This window comes from Mycolicibacterium obuense, from assembly GCF_055397605.1.
This window is the reverse complement of sequence record NZ_LC872746.1, coordinates 56953-73162: the sequence shown is the minus strand read 5'-3', so window position 1 is coordinate 73162 and position 16210 is coordinate 56953. Positions and strand designations below refer to the sequence as shown.

The following is a 16210-nucleotide window of genomic DNA, read 5'->3' as shown; positions in this document are numbered from 1 at the left end:
CGTAGGCGAGACCCGGACATGCGAGGCACGCTGGCTTCATCGGAACGCACAGTCGATGTCAAGACAGCCATCGATGAAGTCCAGCGTGTCCTTCGTGACGCAGGCAAACTGAACTACCGGACCCCTTCAGGCGAATTTCCTCATCAATCGGCCGCGTCCCTCATTGGTAAGAACGGTGTGATTGTCGCCAGCCGCGGAAAGGGTTTGGGGCGGCAGTGCGAAGCAAGCGCCCTCTTTGAGCTGTACGAACACGCGGTCTCGATGGGCGTAGTCGAACGCATTGATAGCAACGCCGAGATATCTACCGCTCAGCTGTACAAGGGCGGGGCGCTCGAACCAGACTTCCTGGGCCGCAACATCCGGAACAGCGGAGTTAGAACCACTCTCGCTACGCCCTTCTACCAGGTCAGCAAGCCCGCAGGCGCGGGCGTGGTGTGGCTGCCCGCCGCGGTATACGACGAAGTGCCCGAAGCTGGCGACGATCCGCATCTGGCGCTGGCTGCACGATACTGGAGCTCCAACGGCTACGCCGCCGGCATGACGGTGGCGGATGCATCGCTGCACGCCCTCAACGAAGTTCTTGAGCGAGACGCCTTCAGCGGGTTCCTGCTCGACGTGTGTTGCAACAGAAGAGTCGGCGCCGAGCTCGCCCTCGCTGAGAGCGATCTTGGACGCCTGCAGCGCAGCATTGAACGGGCCAGCGACTCGTCTGTCACGGTGCGCGTTCTGCCCTCGTTGGCAGCAACAGTCTGCATCGCTTTCAGCAATCGGCACGATTACCACAGGCGGCGTGTCGTGGGTCTCGGATGCTCGGGCATACCCGCCTACGCCGCTGAACGTGCTTTGCTGGAGTACGAACAGGAAATCGCAGTCGAGCACGAATTCGAAGCCGGCCTACTGGACACCAGCGACGACGACCTCGACCCGGAGACCTCATCCGAGGTCGTCCATCACGAATTCCTCCGGCGGGCCTATTTCCTGTCGGAGGTACCACCGGCAGCGCAAGCGAAAGTAGAGCTGTCACAACTACCTAGCTCATCGGGAGACTTCCGGGAGACCGCAAGCAGGGTGATCGCAGCGGGTTACCCCGTGCTGCGGCGCACACTGCACCGCAGACCGCAAGCCGGCGGCTCTGAGGTGGGGCCGACAGTTGTGCAGATAGTCGTTATCGGTGCGGAGAAGTTCCACCTCGTGCGCCTCGGCCTACCCGTCGAACCAATAGGTCGAATGCGGAAACCAGAAATCGTCGCCGCCTGCCAGTCGGGCAGCGGTTCACTACCCGTTCACTACCAAAAGGAGAAACACCATGCTGGAAACCACACGTGACCGCGAATTAGCGCTCATCACAGGGCGCTGGGGAGCGCCCTCCGACCTGCGGTCGGCGGCGCTGACGTGGTTCACCGAAGCCGGCCTTTCGGAGGACAAAGTCATGGACGCCAACATCCATCCACTGCTGCAACACGCCGCTGAGGTCACGCACGGTCAAGAGCACGCCGATGCGGTACCCGACGTTGACCGCGAGCAGCTCGACGAGTACCGGCCACCTACGCAGATCGCGGACCGCCGCCTCGAAGGAACAGATGTTGAGCTACACGACGGTGCGTCCATCATGGTGAGGGTCATCAACAATCGCATCGACCCCAAACGAGTGTTGACGCTCAACAGTGAGCAACGCGCAACCCTCGACCGCGCGATAGAGATCCTCGAGACGACCATCCCGGATCTCTCACGCGACGCACTGAGCTACCTGCAGATGTTCGCTTTGACCGACCGCCCCAACATGGTCGGCGAGACCTGGATGGAGTACCCCGGCCTCGTCTTGTTCGGGCCGGCGGCCTTCGAGACGCCCAAAGTCCTCGCGGAATCCCTGTTCCACGAAGCCCTGCATTCCAAGACAGTGTGGTTGGAGCGAGGAATGAAGACGCTCCTCGAGGAGGCCACCTCAGGCGAGCAAGACGAGGATGACAAGCCGATCCAGGTGCCGTGGCGACGCGAGGAAGATGGCTCGGTCAGCCAATGGTCGACAGTGCGAACCTTCGATGCGTTCTACGTCTACGCGCACCTCACTGTTTCCGCTGCCGCGGTGTGGGAGGCCGAGCGGCTAGATAAAGACCTCGATCAGTGGCGCCGGATTTGCTTCCGCGCCGCCTATCTTTCGAACCAGCTTCGGAACAATCCCAAGTGCGCCGACATTGGCTCCGAGCGGCACCAGGTTGTCGGGTGGCTCGACGACATCCGCGCGCAGCCGTTCGATCTGAGCCCCGCAGGACAAGAACAGCTCACACGCGCGGCATGATCGGCCGTCGCTCTTCCTCCTTTGCAAGAGTTTTCAGCTCCAACGCTGGAGTGACCCGCCCCGGGGAGGTTGGTGCGTGACCACCGGTAGTGCTTCGGCGCTGCGACTCAGGGGTGTCATTCAGCGAGCTCGAACCTGGATGCTCGTCGGCCTGCTGTGGTCCTACTTTGGGACCACCGTGGTCGGCGGTGCCGTACCGGTTCTGGTGGCGCTAGGTCTGCTGCCGCTGCTGTGGCTGCCCTTGATGGCAACGCTGGAGAATGTGCAGGACATGTGCAGCGCCGCTGCGGCCCGGATGCTGCGCAGGTTCGAGGCGGGCAAGATTCTTGTCCGGTGCGAGGTCGCTGATGTCGCACTGACGCTGCTGGCAGGAGCGGCGATCATCGCGGTGGATCAGCGGTGGGCGGCTGTGATCCTCTGCGTCTACACCGCCGCGACGTCCTTTCTGCCGCTGTTCATCGACCTCGCCGAGGAGTTCTATGGCGCCGAGATTGAGAGGAAGGCGCCTGGCTCTGCCGCCGTGTTCAACACCTACTTGTATGCCGCCCTGCCTGCGGTGTCACAGTTCGTGAGCACACCGTTGGGAAGCCTCCTCGCAGGGTGGTCAGTGTTGGCGGTACTGGCTGTCAATGTTGTTGCCTCGCTGCTGGCCGTCGCCGCACGCTACCGCAGTCTCCGGTTGGGACGATCGGTGGGAGTCGGTTCCGCGGCGAACGACAACGAATCGGCCCAACACGCTGACCACGAGGAAACCAACATCACGCTGAGGACCCTCTTAGGAATGAAAGGTCCAGGCTCACCGTTGTTCTCGGCTTCAGTTCCCCTTGCTGCGGGTCTAAGCGCCCTCTATATCGGACAGTGGTGCGCTTCGTTTATCGACAACAAAGGCGGCTTCTTTGCCGTCGCGGCGATCTGCGCGGGTGTCGGGGCATTGGTCGGCCCCTTCCTGGCCCGTGCTGCCACCAGGCGGTTCGGAGCCACGGTAGTGCTGTACACCGGCTGCGTCCTCACCGCGGTCCTCATGGGATCCGCCGCGGTGTACACTTGGGGCAGCGACCCCGGTTCAGGCAGCATCGCTGGGCTGCCAGTAGTAGTCGTCCTGTTCTGGGCCTATGTCGCCCTCACGTCGTCCTTGTTGACGGGAGTGGAAGTCACGCAGGTCACTGCGCGTCAAGAGCTTTTTCGGGGTGATCGGTTCATCCAGGTGATGGGTTGGGGACACTCTTTCGCGGCCGCCGGCGGCTTGCTCGGGGTGTGGGCAGGGCTATTACTGCAGGCCGACCAGCAGCCAGCGTGGGCGCTAGCTGCCGGGGCTGGGCTCCTTGCCTCAACGATTCTGATTCTGCGGCCCAATCCAAACCTCACCTGAACCGCTTATCCGATTGACCTGCAATACATTTTCTTACGGTATCTCTACGAGGTCTAAAGGGTCCCGGCGAAGCCAAGGTAGCGCAGAGAGGACGGGATGCAAGTGAGGATCGGACATGTGACCGTCAAACCGTAGAAGGCAGTTGCGACGCCGGGTCACACGGAGTGTGGCGGCGACTGCCTCGGCAAGGAACTCGGTACCCCACGGCTGACGCTCTGTTGTGGTCTCCGCGACGATCTCCAGGACCGGTTCGTTCGGCACAGGGAAGGCAAACGCGACGGCAACAATCTCACCGTCGTGCCAGACACCGGAACTGGCGTTGGCGTCGATCGCATTGATCTCAGCAGCAGCAACCTCGGTGAGTAGGTCGAGATCGCCGACGGGAGACCACCGCTGATGAATCCACATGTATTGCCGCTCAAAGACTTTGCTGAGTGACTCAGGGTCCTTGTCCTGCAGATTCATCGAATGGCTGCCTGCCTTGTGTCGTCGGCTGGCCCAGCGCATTACGGCAGGATCGTTGGGGTCGATCACGACATTGAGGCAACGCGCGTAAGTCGCGGCGCCCGCCTTCGTTAAGAAGCCCATTGCCGCAGTGTTCGCTGTCCGCACTTTGGTAGACAGCGGTAGATCGTCAGGACGCGCCTGCTTGATGGCATCCAGCAAGGCCGCGCCGAGACCACGGCGTCGGAACCGAGGATGGACATCGATGGCACACGGAAATCGACTGCTATGCAACGTATTCACTGCGATCGATGCGCACCCGAGAAGACGGTTATAGCTGTCGACGGCGACCAGAGTGCGTCGCCAATCCGGGCCGTCCTGGTCGGGCCCGTGGAGGGCGTGAAACTGCTCTATCCACAAGGTGTCTGTGTCAGTATCGAGAAGATCGCGTACACGACGAGCATCATCCTGTCGCCATCTGCGGATCGTGATACCGGTGTCGTCTAGGCACGTCGAGTGGAGATGTCCTAGAGCTGTGTGGGAGTCAAACTGCGGTGTGGCCCCCGGCGTGTGCTGGACCATGCCTGCAGCATAACGCTCGTAATCGTGTTGTGTCACCGACATTTTTGGAGAGGCGACCATACGGTGCTTGGGTTCAGGAACGTCATGAGCGAGTTTCTGTGTGCTTGCTTGAACTGGGCTTACAGGAGGAGGTTAAAGTCCGCCGGATGCGGTGATGGTCTGTCCGGTGACCCAGCGGGCCTGCGGGCTAGCCAGGAACGCTACAACGTCAGCAATGTCTTCTGGTTGTCCCACTCTGCGCATGGGGGTGTCCTCGGCAATCTGCGCTAGCGCAGACGGATCTGCGTTGACTGTCCGCTGCATATCGGTATCGGTGACTCCGGGCCTGACAGCGTTGACGGTGACGCCGCGTGGTCCAAGTTCGATTGCCGCAATCGCGGTCAGCTGCTCTAAAGCGCCCTTCCCTGCCGCATAAGCGGATACGCCTTCGACCGGATGGGTGCTGGCGTTGATGGTGGAGATGTTGATGACCGATGCCCCCGGCCGTAGATAGGGGATCACGTGCTTGATAATCAGGAACGGGGCGGTGGCCGTGATCATCAAGTTGTCGGACCATACGCTGAAAGCGGTGTCCTCGATCAAGGCCACCGGTGGCAGGATCGCGGCGTTGTTGACCACAACATCTAAGTGTGGAACATCCGAATTCGGAATTGCCGCAAGTAGTTTCTCGACCGAAGCAATGTCCGTCAGGTCAGCTTGCACGGGGTAGGCGCTACCGCCTGCTGCATGCACTCTTTCTTTGACCTGAACCGCGGCGGTTTCATTGCTAAGGTAGGTGAAAGCGACGTGATAGCCTGCCGCGGCCAACCGGACGACGATCGCCGCTCCGATTCCGCGCGAACCTCCGGTCACCAGGGCGTACTTGGTTTCTGTCACATCCACCATTGTGGGGCACAGGCTTCACTCAGTGAAGCGAAAGTTGCTCCACCCAAGCAACATGCCGCTGCAAGTGCATGTCGGTGATCAAGTATCTGGCGAATCGCACCTGGCACGTCGGGTACTACCCGTTCCCGCCTTCGGGAAGAAACACCGGATGCGACTCCAGTCCATGCGATTTAGCCAAGGTCAGCACCGCAAGCCAACCTCTCTCAAAACTCCGACGATGTGACAGCACAGCTTCACCGGGCGCCAGGTCGGTAAACCGTCGTCCAATCAGCCCATCCATGTCGGCGCCGACGTACACCGCCCTCGCGCCCCGATGGGCACAGGCTCGAACAGCGGCATCGCTGGTCACATGCCAGTAGTAAGCACCCGGATTGTTCTCTTCCCAGCTCCACTGCCACAGCGCAGGAAGCGACTTGAACCGCTGGCTGTCATAGAGCAATATCCCCGGCATCGTGCGTACAACGTCCCTCAGTGACCACACCGTCACCTCCGACCGCGTAGGAGCGCCCTCGCCCCCTGATGGCAACACCACATCAACGATCTCTCGACGCTGGCGTAGTGCCTCCCCGAGGTAGCCGTACAGGGCCTCGATGTCGGGGCGCGGACCGTAGTCAGATGTCAAACCTACTGCGCTCCGAAATTTGCTCCAGAGCAGAGCAATTCGTCCATCCAGTGCTGCGTCATCGGCAGTGCTGCCGTCGCCAGACTCGGTCTGCTCCTCCTGCTGCACCCACCGCGCCAGCTGGACGTCCGTAGTCGGAAACAGGCCAGGTCCGCGCAGCGCTATCCGATCCAACACATCGAATGCGGACACCTCGGTCGAAAACGCCACATACGCTACGAACAGCGCAGCTAGTGCGGCATCGAGCTCCGAACCTGCCCTTCCATCCGGATATCCGACGGCGTTCAAGATGCTCTCTCGGCGCTGTATTTCGCCAGTGAGTATGTTCGCCAGACGATCCAGTCCGGATGGCGTCTCCGTAACGTTTGAGAGGATGAGGGTGGTGTGAGGCAGGGTGGACGTCGCTGGGAATGTTGAACTGGCCGAGTCGCTTACAATGAGCGGTACCCTGCAGGCCTGGCGCGACTTGGCGTGGCACTGCACAGTTTCCAGAAGCTTGCGCGCCTGTTGCAACGTATCGATCGTTGGCAACGCATCGACAACACCACGATTGAAGATCCCCGCCCGCGGGGTCGTCGAACGCACGTCATCCGCAGCGGCGAACCGTTCCGACCAGCGACGAATAAAGTGGTATCCAGCACCAGACTCCGCGTCTCCCTGGGGGAACGCGTTGACGTCGATGAGCAGCGACTTGCCGGCGTCGAGCAGTCGGTCCTGGAGACCATCGAAACCACCGACGAGAAGCGTGCCAGGCCACTCCATCTCCTCTCCGCTATCGCAATGCAGCGCTAGGTATTCCGGCGGAACTCCGCGTGCACGCGCCCTGTCGAAATACTCTGAGGTGGGAGGTCCGCTACATATCAAGACGCTGCGTAAGAAGCCAGACGGAAGGTCAAGGGATTCATCAAGCTTTCGTAGCGTTGCCTCGGAGGGCGCAAGGTCGTGGCCGTTCTCCAACTCGCCAATGATCTGTCGGCTCGGACCCCCACGTCGATCAACGTCAGCCTGCGCGAAACCCTGCTTCTCGCGCAGGGTTCGGATGAGCCGGCCGAACTCCATCGTCTCGTACATAACCTCACGCTAACACTTGTTTCTACATCTTTCTACACCTGCTGTCGATTCCTGCCGACCAGGGGATGGGCTGGTCACGATGGGGGGTTTACTCCATGCTTCGCCAGTACTCCGGCAGTCGCCACATTCTCCGAAGGGTTGGGCCGTTCAGCATGATGTTCCACTTGTTCTGCAGCATGGGATTGCCCCACGTTTCTGACCGCGCCCGAAGCCACTCAGCCCAGTCATTGCTAATCCCGGCATCATCGAGCCCGGCCAGATAGCTCGCGATCAGTTCATCGCGCTGAGCCTTGTGTACCGCGGTGTTGGGGTCGTGCAGCTCGGTGTAGGGGAGAGAGGTCAGCTCTTCGAGCACCGTTTTGTCGGTATAGGTCCCGGTCAGGCCTGCGACAGTGAATTTCGACATGGCTGTCATTCCCTGCATTTCGAGTAGCGTGACCTGCGTGTGAGCGCTGCGTACCCGTGCTCGCTCGTTGATCCCGAATTGGGCAATGAACCATGCGTTGAGCGCTACCCGCCAAGCGGCCTGGCTGGGTTCCCAAGGCTGGCGCGGCAGCTGCTGGATTTCCATCACCACTGCCCGGTCATCGTCTGTGACCATGTGCGGGTGCAGTCGCTGTTTTGGGAGCACGACACTACTGCGCCACTCCGGATCGAGCGACCCAAACCGGGCCTGCTCCAACACCTTTGCCAACAGATCATCACGCATAGACGCGACATACTGGGCACCAATCTGCTGGTACGCATCTGGTGACCCTGGTGATGACGTCGGCATCACGATTCCCTTCCTTCGTTGTCCATCGTCAACACCACATTGATCGGGGCGCGGGGAACGCTCACGCTTCGCCAGGTAGCGGCCGTCCCGCGATCGTCCACTTCCACGATGCTAGAAATGCACCCTGCCGCGGTTCCAAGCCAGGGATTTGCCTCGATCTGTCGGACGTTGAGCACAGTGTGAATGTCCAGGCTGCGGCCCTGCCGCAGCATGCGATTGAGCGCGGCGAACGCCTCCTCGGCTCCCGCCCGCGTCGCATAGCCTTCCTTCGTTTCAACTGGCGCAAAACCGTCGATCACGTCATCACCGTCGACAATCACGACTACCGCACGGCCGTCGTCTCCGAGGTCCCGGCTTTCACCAGCGCTGTTCCTGCTGTGTAGTTCAGCGAAATCCCTGACACCACACTGCTCTAAGAACCGAGATCGCTCATCTATCAGGCTGTTGATACGTCCAATTCTTCCTCGTGCCGCCAGAACCTCAACCCCACGATGCGGCGGCCTTTCGGCCAACGAGGTTGTCATCAGATCAATCACTCGGCTACGTCCAACGGTGGACGAGCCGATGACCGCCATATGTGGGCCCTCGCCTCCGTGGGCAGCTTCCTCGATGTCAAGCCAGCGCGGGCGACCAGCGGCTACGCCGATGACGACCTGTAAGGCATTCTGGGCGTGGGAAACAGCACGCAACGCCACCGGATACGGTGTGCCCGGGAAACGTCGCTGGTGTGCCCGCGCGGCCCGCTTGCGCGCATTTGAAGATGCCATGGAAATCACGAGTCCCTTCAAAGACATTTGCCCGTAGTCGCCCACATCAACAACGCGCGATCTTTGTTGGGAGCGCGTGACCCGATGAGCCTGGTCCTCGGAAATGATCTTCGGTAGCAGTACCCGATGCGGGCGGGAGCTGCAACGCGACCGAGGGAGTCCGCCTTCGCGCAATGGCGTTGCCCACCAGGATACCTCATCGACTGCCCAATCTGACGCTATGCGGATGGAGCCGCGGAGAGCCCTGTTCTAGTTCGTCGGTGGAGTCGGTGATCTTGTCGCGCCCGTGCCCAGCGCGCCGTCAGTCGACGGTGCCTCGTTCCACAACCCACCGCTGTTCGAAGGGGATTACGCCGGCGGCCGTCTCAAAGTCGGAGTCGTAGTGAATGACGGTGACCTCGTGATGCGCAGCGACCGCCGCAATCAGCAGATCCGCCATACCGACCGACCGATGCTGGCCCGTCCGCGCCAGCGCGCGATGAGCGTCCAGTGCCGCTTGCCACTGTTCGTCACCTGTCGGCAGATACTCATACGCCAACCGCCGATCAGACCAAAGTTGTTTGTACTCTTCGGAGCTACGCGCACTGTATAGCGCTTCGGCGTCCAGCTGCGCAGTCGTTGCGACCAGGCCGGCCTCTATTAATGGCGCCAGCCGAGCACCGACCGGCGCCGACAGCATCCGCGCGGCCGCGCTGGTGTCGATGACGTAGCGCGCGATCAGCGCCATACGTTCGCACGCGCTTCGGGTGTCGCCATGTCTTCGAGCGCGCCTGACTGCAACCACGCGACCTGGCGGGTCCGTGCCGAGGTGGCTGCCGCTTGCTGAAGTGCCATCCGAACAGTGTCGGAAACGCCCGCGGTTTTGAGTTCACGCTGTGCTGCAGCCAGGAGATCATCGTCTAAGTCGATCAGCCGTTTCGTCACCGTACCTCCTGATATATGTTGTCGAGATATTCAGTATATACCCGTTGTGGATAACCCGCGGGCCTACCTTTTTGTCACAGTGACGTATTGAACCGTAATCTGTTGTAGGGCAGTGGTTTTAAGGGCTTCGAGAGCACTGGCCGAGTAATGCTGACACGGGGCTCAGCGCGGACTGGCAACCGCCGTCTTTGGGCCTCTGCGGCAGAACCCTCGGGGCGGCCCTTTTCGCGCCCTTGGGTCCGACCTGCCTCATGGTCTGGCATAGTGCCGGATAATACGGACAGCCAACTCTGGCAATTTCCTAAGCCCAATCTCCTTGCCGCACAAGGCATTTGCCGATAAGCTCCGTTATGTCAACTAGTCGGGCTAGCGCTACTAGCGCGACTAGGCCCAGTTGGTATACGATGCAGATATGTCGACCCCCACCACGGTCACCAGCACTGAGGCCAAGAACCGGCTCAATGCGCTGCTTGCCGAAGTTGAACGCACCGGTGTTGCGATCACCATCACCAGCCACGGCCGACCCGTCGCACGACTTGAGCCTGTGAAACCCGTGCGGCGAACCTTTGGTCAACTGCCTGGGATCGCCGTGGCGGACAACTTTGATGACCCTCTGCCTGAGTCGGAACTCCAGCACTGGGAAGCGGCTGGCAGTTGAAGAAAATCCTCCTCGACACCCATGTGCTCATCTGGCTTGTGACATCGCCTGAGAAGATCAAACCGGCTGCTGTCGAGCACCTTTCAGATCCCATCATCGAACTCCATGTCTCGGCGGCGTCGGCTTGGGAAATCGGTATAAAGACCCGACTTGGCCGTCTCGACGGTGACCCGCTGCTAGGTGCTTGGTCTGAAGTCCTTGCAGACATGAGCATCAGCGAGCTTCCCATCGAGTCCGCGGACGCGATCGTTGCCGCGCGATTGCCATGGGAGCACCGCGATCCGTTCGATCGCATGATTGTTGCCCAAGCGCTACGGCGATCCCTCACGATCGCCACCAGGGACCAGCACGTGCTGGACGCCGCGCTGTCGCCCACCTTCACTGTCTAAACAAACAACCCCGGCGTCAATGGTGGTCTTTGTCGGTCGCAGCCCCGGCTGCGCCGACACCCAGCGTCTGGCACGGGGCAAAGCGGCAAAGCGCACGTGTCGGTGGCTCCTGAGAGGATGAACATATGAAGGCGAAGAAGCCGAGGGTTCGTGATGGCCAGGGCGGGTTCTCGTTGCCGAACATCCACCTCTATAAGGCGTTAACGTGTCTGTTCGGCACGGCGCTTTTCGCGTGGGGTGCATGGTCGTCGGTGGGTGGCCACTGGTTCGCGGGCGAGCCGGGTGTCCTGCGGGCGGCGCTTGGCGTTTTGTGCGGTGCCGTAGCCGTTGGAATGTCGCGGGAGTTACGTACCGAGTGGGGACGCTATCGGGCCAGCCCCGACTAGGAACGTATCGGTAATCCGAAATAGGAGTGCCGACCAACCGAAGGTGATTCGCAGGTGACACCGACAGGCGCAGAGCAGCCCACCCAGCGCACCCTTCCCGTCCGGCCCGTTCATCGACATCACCGCGGGGAGATCCGGGTGCGGCGGCTGGTCTGTGGCTGAGCGTGATGACCTCGGCGGTGGTCAGCGTCCATGCGCATTTGGAGACGTGGACGCTGCGCAACAGCTTCCCGGCCAGCTATCGTAGATGGCGCAGGTGCCAAACCAGCAGATGCGCCAGTGGTATCAGGACACGTAGCAGACTCTCACTGTTGCCAAAGAGCCGACGAGGCAGCTACTTACAGTTGACAAGGACTTGCGAGTATGGCCGCGCGTAGCAGCCGCTTGCGCCTGCGCCCTTACCAGCGCGACGCGGTGACAGCGATCGACGTCGACGAGGAGCGTGCCCTTGTTGTCGCCGCATGTGGCACGGGGAAGACTTTGATGGCCGCCCACGCGGCGGCAAAGCTGCTTCCTGATGGGCCAGCGGCCGTGCTGGTCGTTTTTCCCACCCTCGGCTTGCTGGAGCAGACTTACCGCACTTGGCGGCGTGAGGCGCCGTTTGTGTTCGACGCGCTGGCGGTGTGTTCAGCGCACCTACGCGACACCGAGGACATCCGCAGCGGCGAGCTGTCCATTGCCAGCACGACGTCACCTCATAAGCTCATTGAATGGCGTCACGAGGTGTCTGGTGTCGGGGTGGTGTTTTGTACGTATCAGTCGTTGCCGGTCATCGCTGCGGCCCATGCCGAGGGGATGGCGGCGTGGGAGGTCACCGTGTTCGATTTTTCCTCTCGCGCTAACGCTGTGCGACACGTACGCCAACACGGGGAAATGAGGCTGTGTCACACACCTCGAAGGTACTGTTCACGACACCCGATGAGGGTGACTGAATCTGGACGTGTCAAGGGGGGTGGATGCACTCGGGAACGCTGGAGTACTTCGTCCAGGCCGCGAACCACAAGGACCATTCGCAGAGCTTCTCGATATTCGACGCCGGCACCGCCAAGATCCATGCTCGCAGCGACCGCTGGCTGAGGACCTTTTCCGAAGGGACCCAGCGCACGTACGCCTACCACCTGGTTGATCACCTCCGGTGGCTCAAGGCCGTCAACGCGTCTGAGGAAACAGTGAGCCTCGAGGACCTCCGTCGATATATGGCATTGTGCGGTGCCGAGCAGGCCGGCCCATTGGGATCTCCGTGGCTGGACGGGCCACTCAGCGCGTCGGCGCTGCAAATCCGCGCGGCGGTCCTGAAGGGCTACTACCTCGATGTCACGTCGCGTGAGCCGATCAATGGGGGGTTGAAAAGCCAACTCACTGAGAGCCGGTTGCCAACCCGTTCCTTGAAGGACAAGCAGTTCCTCGCCCACGTCTCTGGACAGGACGTGCAAGCCAATCCGCTTGCGCCGGCGGCACCTTCGCGACGTCACCCTCGGCTCATGCCCGACGGTGTGACGACTGCACTGATGGACTGCGTCAACACGGCCCGCGATCGGATGATCGTGACATGGTTGAACGACTCCGGCATACGAGTTGGCGAACTGTGCGGATTACACCATTCAGATCTGCACTTGCGGGCCAACCATGAGTGCGGTGAAGAGCGGCTCGCTCATTTCCACATCGTCAAGCGTTCAAACCCCAATCGGGCACGGGCCAAACGTGTTCAGCCAGCCCGGCTAGAAGATGGCGTTATCCGCGGCGGCAGCGTCCGCTACGCCAGCCCGGCCATGGTCGAAACCTACTTGGAGTATCTGACCGAAGAATACTTTCAGCTTCGTGGATTAGCGACGAGCAATCTCGTACTGGTGCAGTTGCAGAACGACATTGGCATGCCGCTTTCAACCCACGGGGTGAGGCAGATGTTGGCGAGGGCCGGAAAACGGGCAGGGGCGGGAAAGGTACGCCCGCACTCTTTCCGTCACACGTGGGCGACTTCGTTAACCGAGGCGAGCGGCATGCCCGCGCTGACCGCGAAGGCCGGCGGTTGGGCGAGCGCAAAGACCGTTGAGGAAACCTATCTCCACCTCGCGGCCAGTGATCTCGTCAGCGACTCCTTGGAACGTGTGTGGGGCAGGAACGGCGCATGAGTGCAACCAGCAACCTCGCATACGACGACACGGCACTTATGGCGCCTGCTGCCGAGCGTCTACCGCTCGTCTCTAGTATCGATGCATTCATGAAGCTGTCCCCACTACAGCGATTCGAAGAGCTCACTGCGGCAACGAATTTCCCTAAGTACCTTCGCGCCGAACCAATCAGGTTTGACGGCCGCGATCAGAACTACGGATATCTATGCGACATCCCGGACTGCCAACTCACAGCAGCAAGCAAGGTGTACTGCGACAGACACCGGAGCGAACAGATCACAGCGGAACAGAACGAGATACCAGAACCGCAATGGCGCCAACAAGCCAGCCCTCTCAATGCCCCTGGACACCTAGACACTTCGGGTAGTGGCATTGTTTCTCTTGCAGGCCTGCCGCCACTGGCCGCCGCTGAAATCCGGTACGCACTCTTCGCCAACGCGTCGTCACCACGACCAACAAAATGGCCCCCGAGAGTACTCCGGGCGCTGATTGAAGGCCTTGAAGAAAAATGCGTCGCGTCGATCATGGAAATCGACACCACGAAGCGTCCACCTGGACACGGCAAGAAGAAGCACCAGAAACGCTGGCCGAAGTACGGCCAAGTCTGCGATGTGATGATCGCCGTGATGCAGAGTCACTGCGCACCAGTGCATGTCACCCGTGCGGAGAGCCGTGAGCTGGGTTACATCGATCCAATTCATTGGGGCTTCCGCCTCAAGGACCGCCGGTCACCGTTCGACCTCAGGGTCATTACCCAGGATTGGCTGCGCACACTCACCTGGGATCTGATTGCCTCGATTTTCGACTCCCCGGATCGCCCCCGAACCCAATCGACGTTGGAACAGCTTAGGCGCTGCTCGGTGACCCTCGGCGCCTACTTGGAATGGGCGGTCCCACAGGGTGGCGCGGACGCCACGGAGCTCACTGAAGACATCGGTAGGGCTTTTGTCGCTGATCAAACTCGCCGTGCACAGAACAGCGAGCCGCAACTCGGCCTCTACCTAGTAGATGGTCAGCCGAGTATCGCCACAGAACTCAGCAAGTCATTGACCTTCAACGGACTGAGGCGGCTCATGCGCTTCGCCCTGGACAGCGGTGTGGCAGACTCCATCGGATTGCGTCGGGAGTTCATGCTCGCCTTTCCGGAAGGAAAGCTGCGGCACTCAAAACGGCCCAGGCCGCTGAGCGATGACGTGTTCGAACACCTCATCTCGCCTACCAACATGAAACTGCTTGCCGCTCGAGACCCCAATGACCTGGGTATCGAGGACATCTGGTTTATTCAGATCCGGGTGGGGCGGCGGATCGGTGAAGTCGTCAATCTCCGCTACGACTGCGTGAGTGAGCACCTAGGTCGCAAATACGCGTGGTTCGACATGACGAAGGTAAACCAGCTCGACTACGGCGTTCTGATACCCGATGACGTGTTCTTGGTCATCCGTGAACGCCAGAAGAAGACTGCCGAGAGGTATCGCCTCAAGCACGGTTCCGCTCCCGCCGCGAAGACAGCGCAGAAAATCGCACTATTCCCGACCGCCTCACAGAACCCAAACTTCCTGAACGCGATAGCAATTGCGACCTTCCAGAACCGCTTTAAGAAATGGCTAAGCGATATCGAGCTGCCTGGGCATGTAAGTCATCAAGCCCGGCACACCCTTGCAACACGGCTCGTCGATGCCGGCGCCCCCATGGTCGTGGTCAAGCAGATACTCGGCCATGTATCCGAACGGATGTCAGAGCACTACACGCTCATCTCGTCGTCGAAGATCGAGCCCTACTTGCAGCAAGTGTGGGTGAAGGGCCCGGGCAGCAGCGCACCAGGCGAACTTGTCCGGACGCCGGACCCGATGACCGAAGCCACCATCCACCGCAAGCTGATCGACATCGCCGCACTGCCGACCGAAGGCGGACTCTGCACATTCAAGCCCGTGGTCGGCGGCGCTGACTGCCCAAAGGGACTGCGTTGCAACGATTGCGAGGACTTCGTCCTGACCGGATCAGACTATGCCTACTGGAAGCGCCAGGAGGAACGGTGGGCGACCTACGCAGAGAACGCACCCGATGACTCCTCACGCGCCTACGTATACCAACTATTCCAAAACTCGTCGATGGCGATCGCCGGCCTTGAGAAGGCGCTGTCGACCCTGGGGCTCCTAGAGCAGGCGAAGAACGTCGATTTGCGTAACCCGTACCAGGACTTCTTCGACCCAATCTGGAACCGCGGCTGGCGGGCATCGGACCTCATCGACCTCACCGTACGGGCCACAACCGCTGACCCGTCCGAAATCCCGCAGATCGAATCAGAAGGCGAGGGGGCTGCATGACGCAAAGATCCGGTCCACCACAAGCGGCGATAGCTGTTCGCAAGAAGGATTCTCGGACGAAGGTGGCCAGTGTCGAGCAGGCGTTGAAGCGGCTGCTCAAACAGAAGGTGACTGAGATCGACAAGTCTCATCTCGCCGCCCTGGCGGGCTGTTCGCGAACCTTCCTCTATCAGAACCAGCACGCCCGGAAACTCATCGCGCAGGCAGAGACCCGCATGAAAGCGTCGCCCCTGAATGACGCCCCCGCATCCGATCCCATCGAGGAAGCGAACTGGCGCGAGCGAGCGCTCTTCGCCGAGCAGCAATTGCGCACATTCCGGGAAAAGAACAGTTCGTTGTCACGAACGGTTGCCGACCTGCTCGGTCAGCTCCGCGACCCTGATGGGACGTGGGTCGAAGATGACAGGGAACAACTGCGACAGCAGAACGAGACGTTGCGTGCCGCCCTGGCCGCAGAGCGGCTTGCTCGTTCTGAAGCTGAGCGACGACTCGAAGCGTCTCGGTCCAACGTCCGAAATCTGCGCCAGAGAGAAGCCGGCAAGCTCCTCAATGGAATCAACTAGAACTATCGGACCTGTTTGACCTGCTT

General features: G+C 60.8%; 16 protein-coding genes. 9 read left to right on the top strand and 7 right to left on the bottom strand.

Going from position 1 to position 16210, the window contains the following annotated elements; translation table 11 throughout:
- Positions 1–18 precede the first annotated feature (18 nt).
- From ACZ50N_RS27620 to ACZ50N_RS27610, 3 genes are all read left to right on the top strand, one after another.
- A complete protein-coding gene (locus ACZ50N_RS27620; protein WP_064282747.1) occupies positions 19–1326 on the top strand; it encodes a YcaO-like family protein in 1308 nt (435 codons plus the stop codon).
- Positions 1307–2296 carry a hypothetical protein gene (locus ACZ50N_RS27615; protein WP_046361768.1) on the top strand — a complete coding sequence of 330 codons (990 nt, stop codon included), beginning with the start codon at positions 1307–1309 and terminating at the stop codon, positions 2294–2296. Before ACZ50N_RS27620 ends, ACZ50N_RS27615 begins: the two co-directional genes overlap by 20 nt.
- Positions 2297–2372: 76 nt before the next feature.
- Positions 2373–3665, top strand: coding sequence for an MFS transporter (locus tag ACZ50N_RS27610; protein WP_131809456.1), 1293 nt, complete (start codon positions 2373–2375; stop codon positions 3663–3665).
- Positions 3666–3698: 33 nt separating this feature from the next.
- Here ACZ50N_RS27610 and ACZ50N_RS27605 read toward each other — a convergent pair whose 3' ends face one another.
- The 7 genes from ACZ50N_RS27605 to ACZ50N_RS27575 form a co-directional block, all read right to left on the bottom strand.
- Positions 3699–4691, bottom strand: a complete 993-nt coding sequence (locus ACZ50N_RS27605; RefSeq protein ID WP_157863546.1) for a GNAT family N-acetyltransferase — start codon at positions 4689–4691, stop codon at positions 3699–3701.
- 132 nt (positions 4692–4823) lie between these two features.
- Positions 4824–5567 (bottom strand): SDR family NAD(P)-dependent oxidoreductase, encoded by a 744-nt coding sequence (locus ACZ50N_RS27600; RefSeq protein ID WP_198529196.1) that lies wholly within the window; start codon positions 5565–5567, stop codon positions 4824–4826.
- Positions 5568–5691: 124 nt separating this feature from the next.
- Positions 5692–7269, bottom strand: a complete 1578-nt coding sequence (locus ACZ50N_RS27595; protein WP_046361773.1) for a helix-turn-helix domain-containing protein — start codon at positions 7267–7269, stop codon at positions 5692–5694.
- Positions 7270–7357: 88 nt separating this feature from the next.
- Positions 7358–7978, bottom strand: coding sequence for a hypothetical protein (locus ACZ50N_RS27590; RefSeq protein ID WP_046361774.1), 621 nt, complete (start codon positions 7976–7978; stop codon positions 7358–7360).
- 65 nt (positions 7979–8043) lie between these two features.
- Positions 8044–8856: a hypothetical protein gene (locus ACZ50N_RS27585; RefSeq protein WP_131705475.1), complete on the bottom strand. Its 813-nt coding sequence runs from the start codon at positions 8854–8856 to the stop codon at positions 8044–8046.
- A gap of 256 nt (positions 8857–9112) precedes the next feature.
- Positions 9113–9538, bottom strand: coding sequence for a PIN domain nuclease (locus ACZ50N_RS27580; protein WP_046361776.1), 426 nt, complete (start codon positions 9536–9538; stop codon positions 9113–9115).
- Positions 9529–9735 carry a hypothetical protein gene (locus ACZ50N_RS27575; RefSeq protein ID WP_046361777.1) on the bottom strand — a complete coding sequence of 69 codons (207 nt, stop codon included), beginning with the start codon at positions 9733–9735 and terminating at the stop codon, positions 9529–9531. The genes ACZ50N_RS27580 and ACZ50N_RS27575 overlap by 10 nt, the downstream gene beginning before the upstream one ends.
- Before the next feature lie 412 nt (positions 9736–10147).
- Here ACZ50N_RS27575 and ACZ50N_RS27570 point away from each other — a divergent pair, with 412 nt between their 5' ends.
- The 6 genes from ACZ50N_RS27570 to ACZ50N_RS27545 all read left to right on the top strand — a co-directional run bounded on the left by ACZ50N_RS27570 (position 10148) and on the right by ACZ50N_RS27545 (position 16184).
- On the top strand, positions 10148–10393 hold the full coding sequence (locus tag ACZ50N_RS27570; RefSeq protein ID WP_046361778.1) for a type II toxin-antitoxin system Phd/YefM family antitoxin: 246 nt from the start codon (positions 10148–10150) through the stop codon (positions 10391–10393).
- The gene (locus ACZ50N_RS27565) at positions 10390–10782 is read left to right on the top strand and encodes a type II toxin-antitoxin system VapC family toxin (RefSeq protein ID WP_110797893.1); all 393 of its coding nucleotides are present in this window, start codon (positions 10390–10392) and stop codon (positions 10780–10782) included. The genes ACZ50N_RS27570 and ACZ50N_RS27565 overlap by 4 nt, the downstream gene beginning before the upstream one ends.
- 749 nt (positions 10783–11531) lie before the next feature.
- The gene (locus tag ACZ50N_RS27560) at positions 11532–12245 is read left to right on the top strand and encodes a DEAD/DEAH box helicase family protein (protein WP_275092592.1); all 714 of its coding nucleotides are present in this window, start codon (positions 11532–11534) and stop codon (positions 12243–12245) included.
- The gene (locus ACZ50N_RS27555; protein WP_234935565.1) at positions 12140–13297 is read left to right on the top strand and encodes a tyrosine-type recombinase/integrase; all 1158 of its coding nucleotides are present in this window, start codon (positions 12140–12142) and stop codon (positions 13295–13297) included. Before ACZ50N_RS27560 ends, ACZ50N_RS27555 begins: the two co-directional genes overlap by 106 nt.
- Complete coding sequence (locus ACZ50N_RS27550; RefSeq protein WP_432806133.1) at positions 13294–15621, top strand: tyrosine-type recombinase/integrase; 2328 nt, start codon at positions 13294–13296, stop codon at positions 15619–15621. The genes ACZ50N_RS27555 and ACZ50N_RS27550 overlap by 4 nt, the downstream gene beginning before the upstream one ends.
- Positions 15618–16184, top strand: a complete 567-nt coding sequence (locus tag ACZ50N_RS27545) for a DUF6262 family protein (RefSeq protein ID WP_048424522.1) — start codon at positions 15618–15620, stop codon at positions 16182–16184. The genes ACZ50N_RS27550 and ACZ50N_RS27545 overlap by 4 nt, the downstream gene beginning before the upstream one ends.
- The last annotated feature ends 26 nt before the right edge of the window (positions 16185–16210 follow it).

Coding starts and splice junctions, on each gene's coding strand:
- ACZ50N_RS27570 (WP_046361778.1), top strand. CDS start 10,148: ATGTCGACCCCCACCACGGTCACCAGCACTGAGGCCAAGAACCGGCTC.
- ACZ50N_RS27620 (WP_064282747.1), top strand. CDS start 19: ATGCGAGGCACGCTGGCTTCATCGGAACGCACAGTCGATGTCAAGACA.
- ACZ50N_RS27550 (WP_432806133.1), top strand. CDS start 13,294: ATGAGTGCAACCAGCAACCTCGCATACGACGACACGGCACTTATGGCG.
- ACZ50N_RS27560 (WP_275092592.1), top strand. CDS start 11,532: ATGGCCGCGCGTAGCAGCCGCTTGCGCCTGCGCCCTTACCAGCGCGAC.
- ACZ50N_RS27615 (WP_046361768.1), top strand. CDS start 1,307: ATGCTGGAAACCACACGTGACCGCGAATTAGCGCTCATCACAGGGCGC.
- ACZ50N_RS27605 (WP_157863546.1), bottom strand. CDS start 4,691: ATGGTCCAGCACACGCCGGGGGCCACACCGCAGTTTGACTCCCACACA.
- ACZ50N_RS27595 (WP_046361773.1), bottom strand. CDS start 7,269: ATGTACGAGACGATGGAGTTCGGCCGGCTCATCCGAACCCTGCGCGAG.
- ACZ50N_RS27590 (WP_046361774.1), bottom strand. CDS start 7,978: ATGCGTGATGATCTGTTGGCAAAGGTGTTGGAGCAGGCCCGGTTTGGG.
- ACZ50N_RS27580 (WP_046361776.1), bottom strand. CDS start 9,538: ATGGCGCTGATCGCGCGCTACGTCATCGACACCAGCGCGGCCGCGCGG.
- ACZ50N_RS27545 (WP_048424522.1), top strand. CDS start 15,618: ATGACGCAAAGATCCGGTCCACCACAAGCGGCGATAGCTGTTCGCAAG.